We start from the raw sequence: 17,031 nt of genomic DNA, 5'->3' as shown, positions 1-17,031 counted from the left end.
GGAGGTATCTGCCTCCCTCATTTTCATTAAAAACGTTATGCCGAAACTTTTTCAGTAATTGAAATAAAATCTTTCATTGCTTCAACCGTTGGGCCATCAACACAATAATGCGTAAACTCATCACTTTCACTATTCGATGCCATGGTCACCCCCACTTTACGATAACTCATACTCGAGGGAACGGTTTTACCTGCTGAACTATGAACTTCTGCAAGGCCAATTTCCATAAACTTACTTAAATTCGCTAAACGCACGCCAGCGCCCGCCATAATCTGAGGCCCATTAATTTCAAGACTTTTTTCGTGTAGCTCTTTAAGTAAAGGAAGGCCCAGCTCTGCACTTTGCTGCTGACCTGAAGTTAAAATACGCGCCACCCCGAGCGTTTTTAACTGTTCCAAAGCAAGTAATGGATTGATACACATATCAAAAGCACGATGGAACGTAATATTCATTCCTTGTGCTATTTCCATTAATACATGCATACGGTCTAGATTAATACGCCCTTCTCTATCCAAGATACCGACTACCGCACCCGGGAATCCCATTTCTTTGACCATAATTAAATCTTCACGAATGACATCAAACTCACTCATGTCATAACAAAAATCCCCACCACGAGGACGAATAATTGGATGAACTGGAATATGAATTTTTTCTCTTGCCAGTTTTAGATATCCATAGCTTGGCGTTAATCCGCCATCAGCTGCACCCGAGCATAGTTCAATGCGATCAGCACCATATTCTTGAGCCACTTGAGCACATTCGATTCCGAAACAGCAAATTTCCAGTTTTGCCATGGTCACCTCCAAAAATGGTAATAAAGCGATTGCTTTAAATGCCCTAATTAATAACTTAGGGTAAGTATGTTATTCGTTAACACAACGATTAATAATGCCACTTATTGATAACAGTTACCGGATAGATATCACACCATGAGGAGTTCTATGGGAGCAATTATCAATAACGTTAATTACATCACTTATTTTTCACTTTCAATTATCTTTTTTAGCGAAAAAGGATGATATTTAACGGTAATAATTCCATTTGTCACTGCTAATGTGGGATTAGGTAGTCTTTCACTCTGCCCTTTAGGCTGACTCTCTTTCATACTAAAACCTTCGGGTAGCGGATTAGGTAACAAATTTGTGGCAACACTAATCAATAAATCAGGTTCGACATCAACGACCATTTCAATATGTTCCCAACTTTCTTGCGGATAAATTTTATCTTTAGGGAAAGGCAATTCAATAATAAAGACATTTTGTCCGGCGACGACAATTGGCTGAATGAGCTCATACAAACGGATAGATCGACCATTAATTTGGTTATCTGATAGTAAGTTTGCACATTTTATTAACCCATCATGCCAACGATTAGCAGTTATAAGGTGGTGGCAACGAACTGAAATATGGTCAATGTGATAATCAGTTAGAGAAATTTGAAGCTCTGTTGCCATCAATTGTAGTTTCTGCTCAAATACAGGCAAATCAGCCCATAAATCATCTAACTCAGGAACAATAGATAAATCAATCATTTAAAAACACTCTTTTCAACAAGGCTCAACATCTAAATAATAGTCGAATCAATAATAATAAAAGATAAACAAACGCGCAGACTGTAGCACGCCCCCCCTAAAATATGGTATAAAATCTGCCGATTTTTCTCTTCCACCTTTTAGTTCCGCGCTTGTGATGGCACAATACGGTAACTATGTTCGTTATTTAAGGTAATTCGGTGAATATTCAGGCCATTCTTTCAGATAAAATTTATGCTGCAATGCTAGCAGCGGGTGCTCCAGAAGGCAGCGAGGCAATTGTTCGTCAATCTGCCAAGTCACAATTTGGTGACTATCAAGCTAATGGTGTTATGGGCGCAGCTAAAAAAATGGGTATGCCGCCAAGACAATTGGCCGAACAAATTGTCAGCCATTTAGATCTTGAAGGTATTGCGACTAAAGTTGAAATCGCCGGCCCAGGTTTTATCAATATCTTTCTTGAATCGGGCTGGATTGCAAATTGTGCCGAAAAAGCACTCGTGAGTGAGCGATTAGGTTTAGCGCCTGTAAAACAAGAAACTATCGTTATTGACTATTCTGCGCCAAACGTTGCCAAGCAAATGCACGTTGGTCATCTGCGTTCAACCATTATTGGTGATGCTGCTGCACGTACTCAAGAATTTATTGGCCACAAAGTTATTCGTGCCAATCACGTCGGTGACTGGGGTACGCAATTTGGTATGCTAATTGCTTATCTAGAAAAAGTACAAAATGAAGATGCCAGTGACATGGCATTGTCTGATCTTGAAGAATTTTATCGTGAAGCTAAAAAGCACTATGACGACGATGAAGTGTTTGCCCTACGAGCGCGTAGTTACGTCGTTAAATTACAATCAGGTGATGAATACTGCCGTAAAATGTGGCGTAAACTGGTTGATATCACAATGCAACAAAACCAACAAACTTATCAGCGCTTAAATGTCACCTTAACCGAAGATGATGTGATGGGTGAAAGTTTGTATAACAGTATGTTGCCAGAAATTGTTGCTGATTTAAAAGCAAAAGGCTTAGCAGTTGAAAGCGAAGGCGCAACGGTTGTCTTTCTTGACGAATTCAAAAATAAAGAAGGCGAACCAATGGGCGTTATCGTCCAGAAAAAAGATGGTGGCTTCTTATATACCACAACCGATATTGCTTGTGCGAAATACCGCTATGAAACGTTACATGCGGATCGTTCTCTATATTATATTGACTCACGCCAACATCAGCATTTAATGCAAGCTTGGACTATCGTACGTAAAGCAGGTTATATTCCTGAGTCTATGGCGCTTGAACACCACATGTTCGGTATGATGCTAGGCAAGGATGGTAAGCCATTCAAAACCCGTTCAGGTGGTACTGTACGTCTTACAGACTTATTAGATGAAGCGATTGAACGTGCTCAAACCTTGATCCGTTCAAAAAATCCAGATATGGATGAGGATGAACTGCTCAACGTTGCGAATGTAGTTGGTATTGGTGCAGTCAAATATGCGGATCTTTCAAAAAATCGTACCACTGATTACATTTTTGATTGGGACAATATGTTAGCGTTTGAAGGTAATACAGCGCCATATATGCAATATGCCTATACCCGTGTTGCCTCTATCTTCAAAAAAGCCGATGTGACTGAAACCGATTTAACCTTACCAATCGTGCTACAAGACCCTCGTGAAATGGCGCTAGCAACACGTTTAATGCAATTTGAAGAAACAATTCTAACGGTTGCTCGTGAAGGCACACCACATGTGATGTGTGCTTATCTGTATGACCTTGCGGGTCTATTCTCAAGCTTCTATGAACATTGCCCTATCCTTTCTGCTGAAAGCGAAGCGCAACGCCAAAGTCGTTTAAAATTAGCAGCCCTAACACAAAAAACATTAAAAACAGGCCTTGATACTTTAGGTATTGAAACCGTAGAAAGAATGTAATTTCTTATTGGCTATCAGCCTGTAAGTTATAAGCTTGCAATTTCCAATAATAGCTCACTCTGGTGGGCTATTATTTTATCTGTTCAGTCTTGATAATGCTCATTATAATTAAAAAAATCAGCCCAACTAGTTGTTAGCTGGGCTGAATGTTCACAAAGCTATTTGTATTTTAAAAATATTGATTACGCAATACTGTGTTTCTTGAAATCACGAGGACGAAAACCAAGTGCATACAACGCCACAAAATAGCTGCCAGCACCAACAACTACGACGCCCATCAAACGTAACATTCGCATTAACATATTGCCCTCTTGCCACTGTGGCATAAAATGCAATACAGCAAATAGCACTCCAGTCATCACAACAACCGCAATCAGTAATTTAAAAATAAAACCACGCCATCCAGCCAATGGTTGGAAAATATCTTGTTTACGCAGCTGCCAATACAGTACTCCTGCATTAAAACAGGCTGCAATACCAATGGAAAGTGCAAGACCAGCATGTTGCATCGGCCCAATGAATGCTAAGTTCATTAACTGCGTTAAGATGAGTGTAACTATCGCAATTTTAACCGGTGTTCTAATATTCTGACGTGAATAAAAACCGGGGGCTAATATTTTTACCAAAATCATACCGGTAAGGCCGACACAGTAGGCCATTAAAGCATATTGGGTCATAAGCGAATCATGAGCCGTAAAATTACCATATTGGAATAACGAAACCGTTAATGCTTCAGATAATACAGCAAGGCCTACTGCGCAAGGCAAGGCTAAAAGTAAGCATAAACGTAGACCCCAATCCATCAAATGGCGATATTCCTGTTGATTACCACTCGTAAAACTTTTTGCAAGAGAAGGTAGTAAAATGGTGCCAAGTGCCACACCAAGCACCCCCGAAGGCAACTCCATCAATCTATCTGCATAATACATCCAAGAAACAGAGCCTGACTGTAAGAAAGAAGCAAAAATAGTATTAATAATCAGTGAAATTTGCGCAACTGACACCCCTATAATTGCGGGGCCCATCATTTTCATTACTCGCCAAACACCACTATCGCGAAAAGAGAGACGCGGTAATACGAGCATACTGATCTTTTTTAGATGTGGAAGTTGATAGACTAGCTGCAATACGCCACCGACTAATACCGCCCAAGCCAATGACATAATCGGAGGATCAAAATACGGCGCGGCAAAAGCCGCAAAGAAAATCATACTAACATTGAGCAATGTCGGAGCAAAAGCAGGAACAGAAAACCGATTCCATGTATTAAGAATTGCGCCAGCAAGGGAGGCCAACGAAATTAAGAAAATATAAGGAAAAGTGACACGTAATAAATCAGTTGTTAATGCAAATTTGTTAGCGTCATCCGTAAAGCCTGGCGCCGTAATATAAATTATCCACGGAGCGGCAATCATTCCGATAACAGTAACAATCGCTAGCGCAAGCGTTAGCATTCCCGCGATATAAGCCACAAAGGTTCGAGTTGCCTCTTCACCTTGTTGATTTTTATATTCAGCAAGTATGGGTACAAAAGCCTGAGAAAATGCGCCCTCAGCAAAGATTCGACGTAATAGATTAGGTAACTTAAATGCGACAAAGAAAGCATCTGCCGCCGCTCCTGCACCAAATACTCGAGCAATAATAGCATCACGGATAAACCCAAGCACACGAGACATCATGGTCATGGAGCTTACTGCCGCCAGCGATTTTAATAAATTCATGATAGATAGACTAAAAGAAAACAATCGTGCCAGTTTAACAGCCCATGACACGACTGACTACGATTGAAAGGTAAATTAAGCGTTTATAAGTCTAGGATTTAGGTTGTTTCCAAGTATCATCGGTTAACGCAGTTAACACATGATCACGCCACTCGCCGTTTATTTGCAGATATTGTCTAGCATATCCTTCGCGCTCAAAACCAAGGCGGGTTAACAAATTACCGCTGCGTGAATTATGTGGCATATAATTCGCCATGATACGATGCATCCCCTGATGCTTTTGCATATATTGAATTGCTTGTATTAATCCTTCATGCATCAAACCTTGTCCCTGCCACTTTTCACCAAGTGAATAACCCAAATAACAAGCATGAAATGCGCCGCGCAACACATTGCTAAAATTAGCCACGCCGATAACTTCATTTTCATCGTTATCTAGCAACAAAAAGTGAAAGGCACTGCCTTGACGATGCATTTCACTCATAACATGTAATCGATTATTCCAACCCGCTGGTTGAAAATGTGAATTATCACGAATAGGTTCCCACGGCGTTAAAAAGTCTTTATTTAAGCTGTAATAGTCAGCTAACCGATAATTATCACGCTCATATGCTAAACGAACGATCATCCTTTCAGTAATAAGACGCACTTTGGGTTCATTTGACCGATAACCAAACATCGTAGTCCCTTAATTAATTTTTTAATTATAAAACAAACAGCGATATTCAACGATAAAAATAAATCATCAATCCTGCCTTGCTACATCGATAAAAAAATATCATCTGACTTTCTATATTCTACTGATATTATTAATAAGAAACATTAAGAATCCTTCCCTCTTTGCTATTTTTCTAATGGTGTGTCATGGCGCAGGTGTCACGGGCAAGAAGCCTGGGTAAATATTTTTTATTACTAGACAACATGTTAGTTGTACTAGGCTTTTTTGTGGTGTTTCCTTTAATCTCAATTCGCTTTGTTGATCAACTTGGTTGGGCTGCGGTTGTTGTTGGTTTCGCTTTGGGGCTGAGACAATTTGTTCAACAAGGATTGGGTATTTTCGGGGGTGCTATCGCCGACCGTTTTGGTGCTAAACCAATGATTGTTATTGGTATGCTACTGCGAGCTAGCGGTTTCGCAGTCATGGCCGTCGCTCATGACCCTTGGGTTTTATGGCTATCCTGCGTGCTTTCTGCCCTCGGTGGTACCTTGTTCGATCCACCAAGGACTGCGCTGGTCATTAAATTAACGCGACCTTATGAACGGGGTCGTTTCTATTCATTACTGTTAATGCAAGATAGCGCAGGCGCTGTCATTGGTGCATTAATTGGTAGTTGGCTATTACAGTATGACTTCCACTATGTTTGTTGGGCTGGTGCTGCTGTCTTTATCATCGCCGCAATTTGTAATGCATGGTTGCTACCTGCTTATCGTATTTCAACAGTCAGAACCCCGATAAAAGAAGGCATGGGCCGCGTTCTTAAAGATAAACGCTTTGTCACCTATGTCGTAACATTAGCGGGTTACTTTATGCTTTCGGTGCAAGTGATGTTGATGTTTCCTATTGTCGTTAACGAACTTGCAGGAACGCCAACGGCCGTTAAATGGATGTATGCGATTGAAGCCGCTATTTCATTAACACTGCTTTATCCTATTGCGCGTTGGAGCGAAAAACATTTTCGCTTAGAACAGCGTTTGATGGCAGGGCTATTTCTAATGAGCCTAAGCATGTTCCCCATTGGAATGACCACTTCATTGAATACCTTATTCGGCCTGATTTGTTTATTTTATTTGGGAACGGTAACTGCTGACCCTGCACGTGAAACACTGAGCGCCTCTTTGGCAAATCCTAGAGCTCGAGGAAGCTACATGGGCTTTAGTCGCCTAGGACTCGCCCTTGGTGGCGCCGTAGGTTATACCGGCGGTGGCTGGATGTATGATATTGGGCATCAATGGGGAGTACCACAATTGCCTTGGTTCCTACTCGGTATTATCGGTTTTATTACTTTATGGGCGTTGCATAAGCAATTTAATCGCAAAAAAATAGAAACAGCCATGTTGAGTGGACAGTAATAAGCTAAACTAGCAGAATTACTGTCTAAGGAGTCTTTATGAAAAAGTTTTTATTAGCGACCATATTGGGGCTCGTTGCCCTCCTCGCAGGTTGTAGCCAATTATCAGAATTTAGTATCAATGAATCACAAATTAATAACTACCTAGCCAATAAAGTTAAATATGAGCATAAAGTCGGTATTTCAGGCTTTGCAGATGCAGATATACAACTCGCAAATTTAAAATCCGAAATTGGTCGTAGTGAACCAGGTAAAGTTGCTTTAACGGGGGAAGCTACTGTAAAGCTGGATTCATTAATTGGTAAAGCTGACGCCAAAATTGAGTTAACATTAACCGCTCGCCCTATTTTTGATGCAAAAACAGGCTCTATTTATTTAAAAGAACTAAATATCAGTAAATATAAAGTGATCCCTGAAAATATGGATACCGCAATTTCTGCCATTATTCCTTACTTAAATAGCTCTCTTGAAACTTTCTTTGAAACTCAACCAGTTTATGTATTAGATGCTAATAATGGTGCCGCTGAGGCAACAGCAAAAAAATTAGCCAAAGGGCTTGAGATAAAGCCGGGAAAATTAATAATCCCATTAGTTGATTAACTCAGACCATGAATTAATTTGATTGATAAAAGCATTTAAGGCAACAAACAAACTTGTTGCCTTCTTTATTTAATTAAAATTATTTATCAATTTTGAATAATTAAACGATAAAAAGAGAAAAACAATAATAGGATACTCAATCGGTTAAAAGTACTGGCTCCAGCTTTATAATTTATTCAGCACAGCGTTGTTCCCATATTTTTTGGAACTCTTCTTCCGATATCATCTCACCCTCGAAGTCAAAAAGTGGAAATGAGTATATATAGTTGCCTTTGTTGTCCTTAGCGGCTTGAACAATAAATCTTTTGTACTTATAAGGTACGTCATTTTTAAATGCATATACCTCACCACAAACATTACCCACCTCTTTGTGAACTGTCTTAGTTCTGGATACATATAATTTAACTTCTCTAAATTCAGATGCTTGAGGCAAATACATAAAGTTAGATACCGCTAACTTTGCGCCATCAATAACACTGGGTTTAAAATTTAAATTAACTGACATACCCAATACAAATGCAAACAAAACCATCAATGCTATGCAAAGTAAATATAAAATCCGAGTAACCATAATTCATTAATATTTATAAGATAGATAGTTGCAAAGTACTCCCTGATTCGATTTGTTGCAACAAAAAACCCACAATTTGAATGTGGGCTTGTGAGACAATAATGTAGCAATAGGCTAAGTGGCGTTTTTTACATCACAATTAACTGAGTCTACCAATAAAATATTTTAAAATATCCTTATTCTCATTTACTCTGAATCTAATTCATCACGTAATACAATCACGGCATCACGGGCAATTTGAGCTAGTGTGCGATAAAAAACAGTTGTAGCATGCGCTTCAACTTTACCTAAAAATGTCCCACTCCAACTCAAAATATAACTATCAAACAACTCTTCTTGCGCCGCAGTTTCATCTTCTGCTGCTTGATCTTCAAGCCAAGATGCCGCAAGAAGTAAAGCACCGAATGAATCTGTATGAGAATCGGTTAATGGCATAGCTCTTAATGTCAAAAATTCACGAATTTCAGGCTCAGTAATTTCAGCATCATAATCATTAGCACGCATAGATACCGCAGGCTCAGTGCCACCAAACATTCCTTGATAGTCCTTGGTAATCGCATTGATATCAACAGATGTTGCCATTCTCGCCCAAAGCTCATCTTGTTCAATTGGCCAAGACGCCTTTAGTTTGTCTTGTGCAATTAAATCGAGTAATGGTTTTACCAGCACATCGTCTGGTGAGCGTTGAAACAGTGTGCCTAAGATACGACAGACAATTGAGAATTCATTCATTTACCGGTTCCTTTTTCGGTTACTATGTAATCACTTCGCTAAAATGATTACGCTTTAAAATTAGTATACCTTAAAAGTCGGCTAAACCACCCATAACCTAAGATTAAGACAGGGGGGTGATTAAAAAAGCGTAAAGATTTGGCTTTACGCTTAAAGCGCTCACGTTGCAGCTAGTGAACAGCGCTACAACGTGAAACATAATGGGATATTAGTATCCTCGAATTAAATCAACGATACCTTCAGGCGTTTGCCCTGCTTCGATACGTTTAATATTACTCGCTATCATATCCATCGCTTCTAATGGTTTAGTAAACGCTGCAACATGAGGAGTTATCGCGATACGTGGATGGGTCCAAAATGGATGCATTTGTGACAAAGGTTCATTAGCAAAAACATCAAGAGAGGCTCCAGCCACTTGCCCTATTTCAAGAGCGGATAACAAATCTTGTTCAATAAGATGAGCGCCTCGAGCAAGATTGATGATATACGAATTTGGCTGTAACTGGCTGAACAGTTGCTGATTCAAGATACCCACCGTCTCTGGAGTGCTCGGTAACAAGTTAATAATCACTCGCGTACCAGAAAGAAAACTCGGTAGTTGGTCTTTACCATAATAACTTTTCACATTATCAATGTGCTTTTCAGAGCGACTCCAAGTTCTAACATGAAAACCAAAACTAATTAAACGCTTAGCCACAGCTTGCCCTAGTGCTCCTGCCCCCATAATTCCCACCACAAATTCTTCGTGTTGGTAAGCGGGTAATGGTTTCCACTGACGCTGAGATTGTAGTTGGCGATACTCATCCATTCGACGAAAATAAGATAATACTTTAGCCATTGCATATTCTTCCATTTGAATGGCCATACCGGTATCTTCAAGGCGCATCAGTGGAACACCTGCGGGTAAAGTTCCTGGATTGTCTTGTTCTTGTTTTAAGATTGCGTCAACACCGGCACCTAATGCAAAAATACCCTTCAGATCTTTTCTACCGGCTAAACACTCATATGGTGGCAACCAAACCATCGCGTAATCAGCATGTTGGTTATCCCCTTTTTCCCACTGACGAATATTGGCTTGCGGTAATCTTACTCGCATCCCCTCAATCCATTGCTTCGCATCAAAAAATGGGTGGTAAAATAAAATATTCATGGCAACTCCTCTTGGGTTTCTAACAGAGTGTGCGTAAAGGAGTTTATTTTCAAGTCAATACAACCATCTAGATTGCACCCGATCAGTATTTTGTTAAGTAGATAACGAATTTTGCAATAATACCTTGCAGTTTAAATTAACAAATAATAATTAAATAAAATTAGAAACTAACTTCGTCGAATAGATAATAATCAAATTGATTTTTATTTAACTAAACAACCACAAAAACAAGAATAATAAGCAATAGGGAGTTGACGTAAGGCGCTATTTTCCCTATAGTAGCGCCCCGTTGCAGTGCAAGTTTATAAAGTAGTTTTTTATATCTTATAATGTAACGACAGCATTAAAAATACGGTGAGGTGTCCGAGAGGCTGAAGGAGCACGCCTGGAAAGTGTGTATACGTGCGAACGTATCGAGGGTTCGAACCCCTCTCTCACCGCCATTTTTAAGCAAATTTTTATATCTACTTTTCAATTAACTCTTCCTTAGTCAATCTGCTTTCAGTTTTAATTTCTGTTTGAATAACACCATAACCTTTCGCATGATATTCACGACTGATGTCTTCCCAAAGCTCTGCATTTTCAACACCAGCAACTTTAGGATCAAACACTGGGTCAACTCCAAGTTTTTCCTGCCTTTCGTAATCTCTAAGAGCCCTAAGCGCTGGCTTAGATAAAAAGACAATTGCGACCAAGTTTAAATAGCTCATACTACCGAAACCAATATCACCCAGCCCCCACATGATACTAACGGATTGCACACTTCCCATAAAAACAATCCCTAAAAAAACAAATTTTAGTATCAATTTTAAGACTGGATAAGAGAGCTTGCGGTCGAGATAAACTATGGTCGTTTCTGCTATATAGTAGTAAGCCATCAAAGTGGTGAATGCAAATAAGAACACAGCTATCGAGACAAACCCCGATCCCGCGGAGGTAAATACCGTTGATACGGCCATTTGAGTCCAAGCTGTACCAGCCGCGACACCAGGGACATATTCAACTAACGCCGTTGCAGAGCCATCAGGGAATACATTGTACATATTGGTCACTAAAATCATCAAACCTGATGCAGTACATACCACAACAGTATCAATATAAATAGAAAATGCTTGGATAAGGCCCTGTTTTACGGGATGGCTAACTTCGGCTGCCGCTGAGCTAAATGTTGCCTCGCCGGCACCTGCAACATTCGAAAATACGGCGCGGCGTACCCCCCACGAAACCGCAGTACCGATAATTCCACCAAATACCGCATCCATTCCCAATGCACTACGGAATATTAAGCTGAACATCGCTGGCACTTTTTCGAAGTGACTCCCTAAAATAATGACCATCATGATGATATAAGCGATAGCCATCAACGGTACAATTTTATCGGCAGCACTAGCAATACGTTTGACACCGCCAAAAATTAGCCATGCCATTAATACGGTAACAATCGCACCAGTCACCATCGGGGGAATATTAAATGAAGTTTGGAATGAATCCGCAATAGTATTTGCTTGAATACCCGGCACTAATACACCATAAGATAAACAAATCACTACCGCGACCATAATCGCAAATGGTTTTAATTTTAAGCCCTTTTCAATGTAATAAGGAGAACCACCACGATACTGCCCATCAGAACGCTGCTTATAAATTTGCGCTAATGTGGATTCGATAAATGCACTCGCACCGCCCAAGAGCCCCATGACTACCATCCAAAATATAGCTCCCGGCCCTCCCGCTGCGATTGCAGTAGCAACACCGGCAATATTACCTACGCCAACACGACCAGATAGTGCAAGGCAAAATGCTTGGAATGATGATATCCCTTCTTTAGAGGCTTTATTTTCTTTTAGTAAGCAAACCATTTTGATTAAGTAGCGAAATTGCACACCACGCGTGAGCAGCGTAAAATAAAGCCCAACACCCAGCGATAATATCACTAATGCATTACCCCAGATGTAACCAACGATGGTATTTACGATGGCTTCCATATGAATACTCCTTCGTTATTGTAATAATATGTTTTATGTTTGTAGGGTAAAAAAAACCTGAGCCAATATTGGCTCAGGTTATTGTGATTTAATGATTGATAAACCAGATAACTTTAGTTTGGGTGTATTGTTCAAATGCCTCAATTCCGTTGTCTTTCCCCCCAAAACCTGATTGACGAAAACCGCCAAACGGTGTGGTAATATTTCCTTCACTAAATCCATTAATAGAAATAGTGCCCGCATTGATCTGCCGTGCAATATTCATCACACGATGGATATTTTGACTATAAAAAGAGGCCGCAAGCCCATATTGAGTATCATTAGCCAATGCGACCGCTTCTTCATCTGTATTAAAAGAGGTAACGGCTAAAATAGGTCCGAAAACTTCCTGCTTAAAGAGCGACATCTGTGGTGTAATATCATCAAAAATTGTTGGTTCAATATACCAACCAGCACCTATTTCACTGTGTATTTTACCCCCAGTAACAAGATGCCCGCCTTCTTTAATTGTGAGCGCTAAAAATGATTTAACTTTTTCAAAATGCGCTTCTTCTACCATGGGGCCGATAGAAACATCAGCATCCATCGGATTGCCTACTTTCCATAATGCGGCCGCTGCAATCAGTTTTTCGAGTAATAATGGCTTAATCCGTTCATGCACAATAAGCCGCGAACCACAACTGCAATTCTCACTCATATTCCAAAACGCAGCAGCCATAATATGAGGAATAGCAGCATCGATGTCAGCATCTTCGAACACTACTTGCGGACTTTTTCCACCACACTCAAGAACGATTTCCTTTAAGTTACTTTCTGCCGAATATTTTAAAAATAAGCGCCCTACCTCAGTTGAACCGGTAAAAGAGACCATATCTACATCACTATGTCGGCCAAGCGCCTCCCCAACTTTTTCACCTAATCCACACACTAAACTCAACGCACCTTTAGGTACGCCCGCTTCATAAGCAAGTTCCACTAAGCGATAAGCGCTTAATGACGTTAATTCTGCGGGTTTTACAATCACGGAATTACCTACCGCTAACGCCGGTGCAACTTTCCAAGCAAACATCTGAGCAGGAAAATTCCAAGGCAATACAGCGCCGACGACGCCAATCGGCTCATGTACAATCAAACCCAACTCTTGTTGACTCGTCGGAGCGACCTTACCAAATAATTTATCTACCGCTTCTGCATACCAATAAAAAGTTTCAATGGTAGCGGGTAAATCAGTGTTCAAACATTCGGTAATTGGCTTACCTGCATCGATACAATCAAGTGCAGCAAGCTCTTCACTGTGTTCTTCAACCAATTGCGCCCACCGTAACATAACTTGTTTTCGTTGCTGGGGTGATAACCCACGCCAGTTACCCGCTTTAAATGTTGAGCGAGCAAGACTAACGGCAGCATCGATATCGCTCACGCTTCCATCAGCAATATAACCAATCACACTGTTATCGATAGGTGTTCGATTCTCTAATTTTGCTGCGTTACTTTGATAATCTTCAATTAAATTACCCGCCCATAATTTCCCTTTTTTAGCACGTTCAAATACCTGCTCTTTACTTATTTTCATTATTATTTCCCTTCTATCGTGATAAGAGAAAGGAATTCATCTCGTTCAGAGTCAGAAATATTAGTTAATGGTAATCGAACGGGTCCAACCTTAAATGCACTTTTAAAACAGCCAGCTTTCGCTTTTTGATTATAATTACCCGATTCCATCGAATAGATTGCAGGATAGATTTCATTCATGATCTGCTTTGCTTTTCCCCAATCTTCTTGTACTGAAGCTTCATAGATAGCCACTTGCTCTACAGGAAATACATTTCCTGATCCAGCTATCCAGCTTCTGGCTCCCCAAAAGAAGAAGTCGACAGGCTGGTCATCACAGCCACAAATAACTTCGAAATTCTCAAATGAAGTTTGAAGAAGACGTAATGCACGACTAAAATCCCCGCTGCTTTCTTTAATGGCCACAATATTGTCAATTTCAGCCAGTTTCACGACAGTGTCATATTCAATTTCAATACCAATACGCGCAGGAAAGTTATACATAATGATGGGGAGTGATGTTGACGAGGCGACTTTTTGATAATGTGCAAATACCCCTTGCTGGTCAGGTAGGCTATACGGGGGTGGCGATAACATTAATCCTTCATAACCTAATTGCTTTGCTTGTTCCGCGCGATTTATAGCACCTTCGGTTGATAGATCATTAATCCCCGCTATCAACGTAACTCTTCCCTTCGCCACTTTACTTACTGTCATCAGTACTGTTTTACGCTCCTCTTCATTCAAAGCGTAATATTCACCAGTGGTTCCACAAACCACTAAACCTGTCACACCACTGTCGATAAGTTTTTCGGTTAATTTAGCTAACCCACTAATATTCAATGACAAATCATCATGAAATGGTGTAACGATAGGAACTAGGATGCCATGAAAATTCATTGGAATTCTCCTCAAAATTAAAGAAATCTTTCGATGGTAAAAGGCAAACAATCGACCACTGTCGGTTGCTCGTGGATCAAGTTATTGACAATATCTGCGGTGAGAGCAGCTTGTGTAAGTCCCAAGTGTTGATGCCCAAAAGCAAAAATATAAGGGCCTTTTTTATCGATTACGGGTAATGAATCTGAGGTCGTCGGACGAAACCCCATCCATTCACTGCTTTGTTGGGTATTTAATGATTTATTCAGCATCGGCGTCGCTAGAGGAATAAAGTGGCGTGCCCGTTGCATGTTAGGTGGACGCGTCAATCCTGCATATTCAACTGTACCTGCAAGACGCAATCCACCCTTCATTGGCGTCATAATAAAACGCCGATCCATGCTAGATACGGGCACAGTCAGCCTGTTGATTTCTTTCGGTAACATCAAGTGATAACCACGTTCCGTCTCAAGAGGCACATTAATACGGCTAACCATCTTCACTAATGACTTAGAAAATGCGCCACCCGCAATCACCACTTTCTGTGCATCAAATTCACCTTGTGTTGTTGTGACTAACGCTTTATCACTCGATGATGAGTTAATGGCGGTCACTTCACAGCCTGTCAGCACATTTCCACCTAATTGTTGAAACGCTTGTACTAGCCGTGCATGTAATGCAGTCAAGTCAGTGACATGCCCAGTATTCGGATAAAAAAGCCCGCCGAGTTGACTGGTAGCTAATCCAGGCTCACGAACCAATAGCTGTTCTTGAGTTAGAAATTGATTTTGCACCCCAATACTGTTGAGGTATTCCCCATGTTGATTTAATTTATCCAGCGTTTTTAGCTTTTCTGCAACCAACAACGAGCCGGTTAGTTTAACTAAATCATCTAGTTGCCATTTCTGCTCAAAGGCTTGCCATGAGGTTAATGAAGCGCTATTGAATATTGCTAATGTTCGATGGATGCGCATAAAATGTTTATGTCGCATATTTCCCAGTAATTTCAATAACCAAGGCGTTAGCGGTAATAAATATCGCCAATCTAAACGCAAAGCACCAAGAGGATCGAAAAGCATACCGGGAATTGATTTCAAAATAGAAGGATCAGCAATAGGAAAAACTTGTTCGGTCGCTATATGCCCTGCGTTACCAAATGACGCGCCAGAACCAATCTCATTTTTATCAACCAATAAAACATCAGTTCCCTCAGCTTGCACCGATAACGCAATACTTAAGCCAATAATGCCACCACCAATCACCACCACCGGATATTTTTTAGTCATGATGACACCTCACGCGGCCGTGATGCCAAAACGAAATGGATCTTGCTCATCAATTAATAAGCTATTTTGCCCACTAATATAGGCAGTACCACGGATAGTTGGGATGATGCCACCTTCATCAGAAGGTTGGTAACTGGCTTGGAATTGGCTGCCGATCACACTGGCTTGATGCCATATTTCGCCCGCCGCCAATTTTTTATCCGCCGCAAGGCATGCAAGCTTGGCACTAGTTCCCGTTCCACAAGGTGAACGGTCATAAGCACCACCAGGACAGAGCACAAAACTTTGGCTATTGGCGTTGGGATGTGAGCCAAATAATTCGATATGGTCAATTTCTTGGTTATCTTTACCGTATATACCTTGAGAAGCTAGGACTTGCTTGATTTTTAAACACAGCTCAGTCAACGCTTTAGCATCACGATAGTGAATATCGATAGGGGAATTTTCAACCAGAAAAAACCAATTACCTCCCCATGCAATATCTCCAACAATGACTCCTACATCAGGAATATTAATTTGCACTGCCTTACGGTAACGGTAGGAATAAACATTTTGAATACTAACGCTGCCATCTTGGTGTAATTGCGCGGTAACATCCCCCACGGGTGTTTCAATCAGATGGTTGCCATAAGATATCTGACCTAAAAAATGTAATGACGTGATTAAACCAATCGTGCCATGCCCACACATCCCTAAATAACCTTCATTATTAAAAAAAATAACACCCGCGGCGGCTTTAGGATTTTGTGGTCGACATAATAATGCGCCAACCAAAATGTCATTGCCGCGAGGCTCTAAGATCGTGGTGCAACGCCATTGGTCATATTGAGTGCGTAATATTTCTAGACGAGAAGCCATATTTAAATCACCCAATTCAGGGAAGCCATTAATAACTAAACGCGTTGGCTCCCCTGCTGTATGTGAATCAATAACTTCTATTTTTCGGTACTGCTTCTGCATTAGATTATCCCTGTTAAAATTTAATTGTTAACAGGATGCTTGATTTTTGTTAATAACTCTTG

Annotated in this window: 15 protein-coding genes and 1 tRNA gene; 4 read left to right on the top strand and 12 right to left on the bottom strand. The window is 40.5% G+C overall.

The window, feature by feature from the left end; translation table 11 throughout:
- Positions 1 to 35: 35 nt before the first annotated feature.
- Positions 36 to 797, bottom strand: a complete 762-nt coding sequence (cutC, locus tag DD649_RS02880; RefSeq protein ID WP_294103409.1) for a copper homeostasis protein CutC — start codon at positions 795 to 797, stop codon at positions 36 to 38.
- Positions 798 to 979: 182 nt separating this feature from the next.
- Positions 980 to 1,534: a VOC family protein gene (locus DD649_RS02875; RefSeq protein ID WP_294103407.1), complete on the bottom strand. Its 555-nt coding sequence runs from the start codon at positions 1,532 to 1,534 to the stop codon at positions 980 to 982.
- A gap of 200 nt (positions 1,535 to 1,734) precedes the next feature.
- Here DD649_RS02875 and argS point away from each other — a divergent pair, with 200 nt between their 5' ends.
- A complete protein-coding gene (gene argS, locus DD649_RS02870; RefSeq protein ID WP_294103406.1) occupies positions 1,735 to 3,465 on the top strand; it encodes an arginine--tRNA ligase in 1,731 nt (576 codons plus the stop codon).
- A gap of 182 nt (positions 3,466 to 3,647) precedes the next feature.
- Here the strand turns inward: argS and murJ are convergent, their stop codons facing one another.
- Both murJ and rimJ read right to left on the bottom strand, forming a co-directional pair.
- On the bottom strand, positions 3,648 to 5,186 hold the full coding sequence (gene murJ / locus DD649_RS02865) for a murein biosynthesis integral membrane protein MurJ (RefSeq protein WP_294103405.1): 1,539 nt from the start codon (positions 5,184 to 5,186) through the stop codon (positions 3,648 to 3,650).
- 91 nt (positions 5,187 to 5,277) lie between these two features.
- A complete protein-coding gene (rimJ, locus tag DD649_RS02860; protein WP_294103403.1) occupies positions 5,278 to 5,865 on the bottom strand; it encodes a ribosomal protein S5-alanine N-acetyltransferase in 588 nt (195 codons plus the stop codon).
- 185 nt (positions 5,866 to 6,050) lie between these two features.
- Between rimJ and mdtH the strand changes: the two genes are divergently transcribed.
- Together mdtH and DD649_RS02850 are read left to right on the top strand one after the other, a co-directional pair.
- Positions 6,051 to 7,256 carry a multidrug efflux MFS transporter MdtH gene (mdtH, locus tag DD649_RS02855; RefSeq protein ID WP_294103402.1) on the top strand — a complete coding sequence of 402 codons (1,206 nt, stop codon included), beginning with the start codon at positions 6,051 to 6,053 and terminating at the stop codon, positions 7,254 to 7,256.
- Positions 7,257 to 7,294: 38 nt separating this feature from the next.
- Positions 7,295 to 7,855, top strand: a complete 561-nt coding sequence (locus DD649_RS02850) for a lipoprotein (protein WP_294103400.1) — start codon at positions 7,295 to 7,297, stop codon at positions 7,853 to 7,855.
- Between the two features lie 172 nt (positions 7,856 to 8,027).
- On the opposite strand, the gene DD649_RS02845 is transcribed toward DD649_RS02850, so the two are convergent.
- The 3 genes from DD649_RS02845 to ghrA form a co-directional block, all read right to left on the bottom strand.
- Entirely contained in the window at positions 8,028 to 8,360 is a 333-nt protein-coding gene (locus tag DD649_RS02845; RefSeq protein WP_294351265.1) for a hypothetical protein, read from the bottom strand.
- Between the two features lie 252 nt (positions 8,361 to 8,612).
- Positions 8,613 to 9,158, bottom strand: coding sequence for a molecular chaperone (locus DD649_RS02840; RefSeq protein WP_294103395.1), 546 nt, complete (start codon positions 9,156 to 9,158; stop codon positions 8,613 to 8,615).
- Between the two features lie 208 nt (positions 9,159 to 9,366).
- On the bottom strand, positions 9,367 to 10,308 hold the full coding sequence (gene ghrA / locus DD649_RS02835; RefSeq protein ID WP_294103391.1) for a glyoxylate/hydroxypyruvate reductase GhrA: 942 nt from the start codon (positions 10,306 to 10,308) through the stop codon (positions 9,367 to 9,369).
- 353 nt (positions 10,309 to 10,661) lie between these two features.
- Here ghrA and DD649_RS02830 point away from each other — a divergent pair.
- Positions 10,662 to 10,751, top strand: a tRNA-Ser gene (locus DD649_RS02830).
- Positions 10,752 to 10,772: 21 nt separating this feature from the next.
- Here DD649_RS02830 and DD649_RS02825 read toward each other — a convergent pair.
- The 5 genes from DD649_RS02825 to DD649_RS02805 form a co-directional block, all read right to left on the bottom strand.
- Positions 10,773 to 12,293, bottom strand: coding sequence for an alanine/glycine:cation symporter family protein (locus tag DD649_RS02825; RefSeq protein ID WP_294103389.1), 1,521 nt, complete (start codon positions 12,291 to 12,293; stop codon positions 10,773 to 10,775).
- 88 nt (positions 12,294 to 12,381) lie between these two features.
- Positions 12,382 to 13,866, bottom strand: coding sequence for an aldehyde dehydrogenase (locus tag DD649_RS02820; RefSeq protein WP_294103388.1), 1,485 nt, complete (start codon positions 13,864 to 13,866; stop codon positions 12,382 to 12,384).
- A gap of 2 nt (positions 13,867 to 13,868) precedes the next feature.
- Positions 13,869 to 14,744, bottom strand: coding sequence for a 4-hydroxy-tetrahydrodipicolinate synthase (dapA, locus tag DD649_RS02815; protein ID WP_294103386.1), 876 nt, complete (start codon positions 14,742 to 14,744; stop codon positions 13,869 to 13,871).
- A 17-nt stretch (positions 14,745 to 14,761) separates the two neighbouring features.
- Positions 14,762 to 16,009, bottom strand: coding sequence for an FAD-dependent oxidoreductase (locus DD649_RS02810; RefSeq protein ID WP_294103871.1), 1,248 nt, complete (start codon positions 16,007 to 16,009; stop codon positions 14,762 to 14,764).
- Between the two features lie 9 nt (positions 16,010 to 16,018).
- Positions 16,019 to 16,969 carry a proline racemase family protein gene (locus DD649_RS02805; protein ID WP_336428967.1) on the bottom strand — a complete coding sequence of 317 codons (951 nt, stop codon included), beginning with the start codon at positions 16,967 to 16,969 and terminating at the stop codon, positions 16,019 to 16,021.
- Between the last annotated feature and the right edge of the window lie 62 nt (positions 16,970 to 17,031).

The organism is Providencia sp., from assembly GCF_003533305.1.
Classification (GTDB): Bacteria; Pseudomonadota; Gammaproteobacteria; order Enterobacterales; family Enterobacteriaceae; genus Providencia.
Note: the sequence above shows the minus strand (reverse complement) of the source record. Positions and strands in the feature narration are given on the sequence as shown.

Excerpts from the sequence above, each read along its gene's own strand:
- cutC (WP_294103409.1), bottom strand. The coding sequence starts at position 797 with ATGGCAAAACTGGAAATTTGCTGTTTCGGAATCGAATGTGCTCAAGTG.
- murJ (WP_294103405.1), bottom strand. The coding sequence starts at position 5,186 with ATGAATTTATTAAAATCGCTGGCGGCAGTAAGCTCCATGACCATGATG.
- rimJ (WP_294103403.1), bottom strand. The coding sequence starts at position 5,865 with ATGTTTGGTTATCGGTCAAATGAACCCAAAGTGCGTCTTATTACTGAA.
- DD649_RS02825 (WP_294103389.1), bottom strand. The coding sequence starts at position 12,293 with ATGGAAGCCATCGTAAATACCATCGTTGGTTACATCTGGGGTAATGCA.
- DD649_RS02875 (WP_294103407.1), bottom strand. The coding sequence starts at position 1,534 with ATGATTGATTTATCTATTGTTCCTGAGTTAGATGATTTATGGGCTGAT.
- ghrA (WP_294103391.1), bottom strand. The coding sequence starts at position 10,308 with ATGAATATTTTATTTTACCACCCATTTTTTGATGCGAAGCAATGGATT.
- dapA (WP_294103386.1), bottom strand. The coding sequence starts at position 14,744 with ATGAATTTTCATGGCATCCTAGTTCCTATCGTTACACCATTTCATGAT.
- DD649_RS02805 (WP_336428967.1), bottom strand. The coding sequence starts at position 16,969 with ATGCAGAAGCAGTACCGAAAAATAGAAGTTATTGATTCACATACAGCA.
- DD649_RS02850 (WP_294103400.1), top strand. The coding sequence starts at position 7,295 with ATGAAAAAGTTTTTATTAGCGACCATATTGGGGCTCGTTGCCCTCCTC.
- DD649_RS02845 (WP_294351265.1), bottom strand. The coding sequence starts at position 8,360 with ATGTCAGTTAATTTAAATTTTAAACCCAGTGTTATTGATGGCGCAAAG.
- mdtH (WP_294103402.1), top strand. The coding sequence starts at position 6,051 with ATGGCGCAGGTGTCACGGGCAAGAAGCCTGGGTAAATATTTTTTATTA.
- DD649_RS02820 (WP_294103388.1), bottom strand. The coding sequence starts at position 13,866 with ATGAAAATAAGTAAAGAGCAGGTATTTGAACGTGCTAAAAAAGGGAAA.
- DD649_RS02840 (WP_294103395.1), bottom strand. The coding sequence starts at position 9,158 with ATGAATGAATTCTCAATTGTCTGTCGTATCTTAGGCACACTGTTTCAA.
- DD649_RS02810 (WP_294103871.1), bottom strand. The coding sequence starts at position 16,009 with ATGACTAAAAAATATCCGGTGGTGGTGATTGGTGGTGGCATTATTGGC.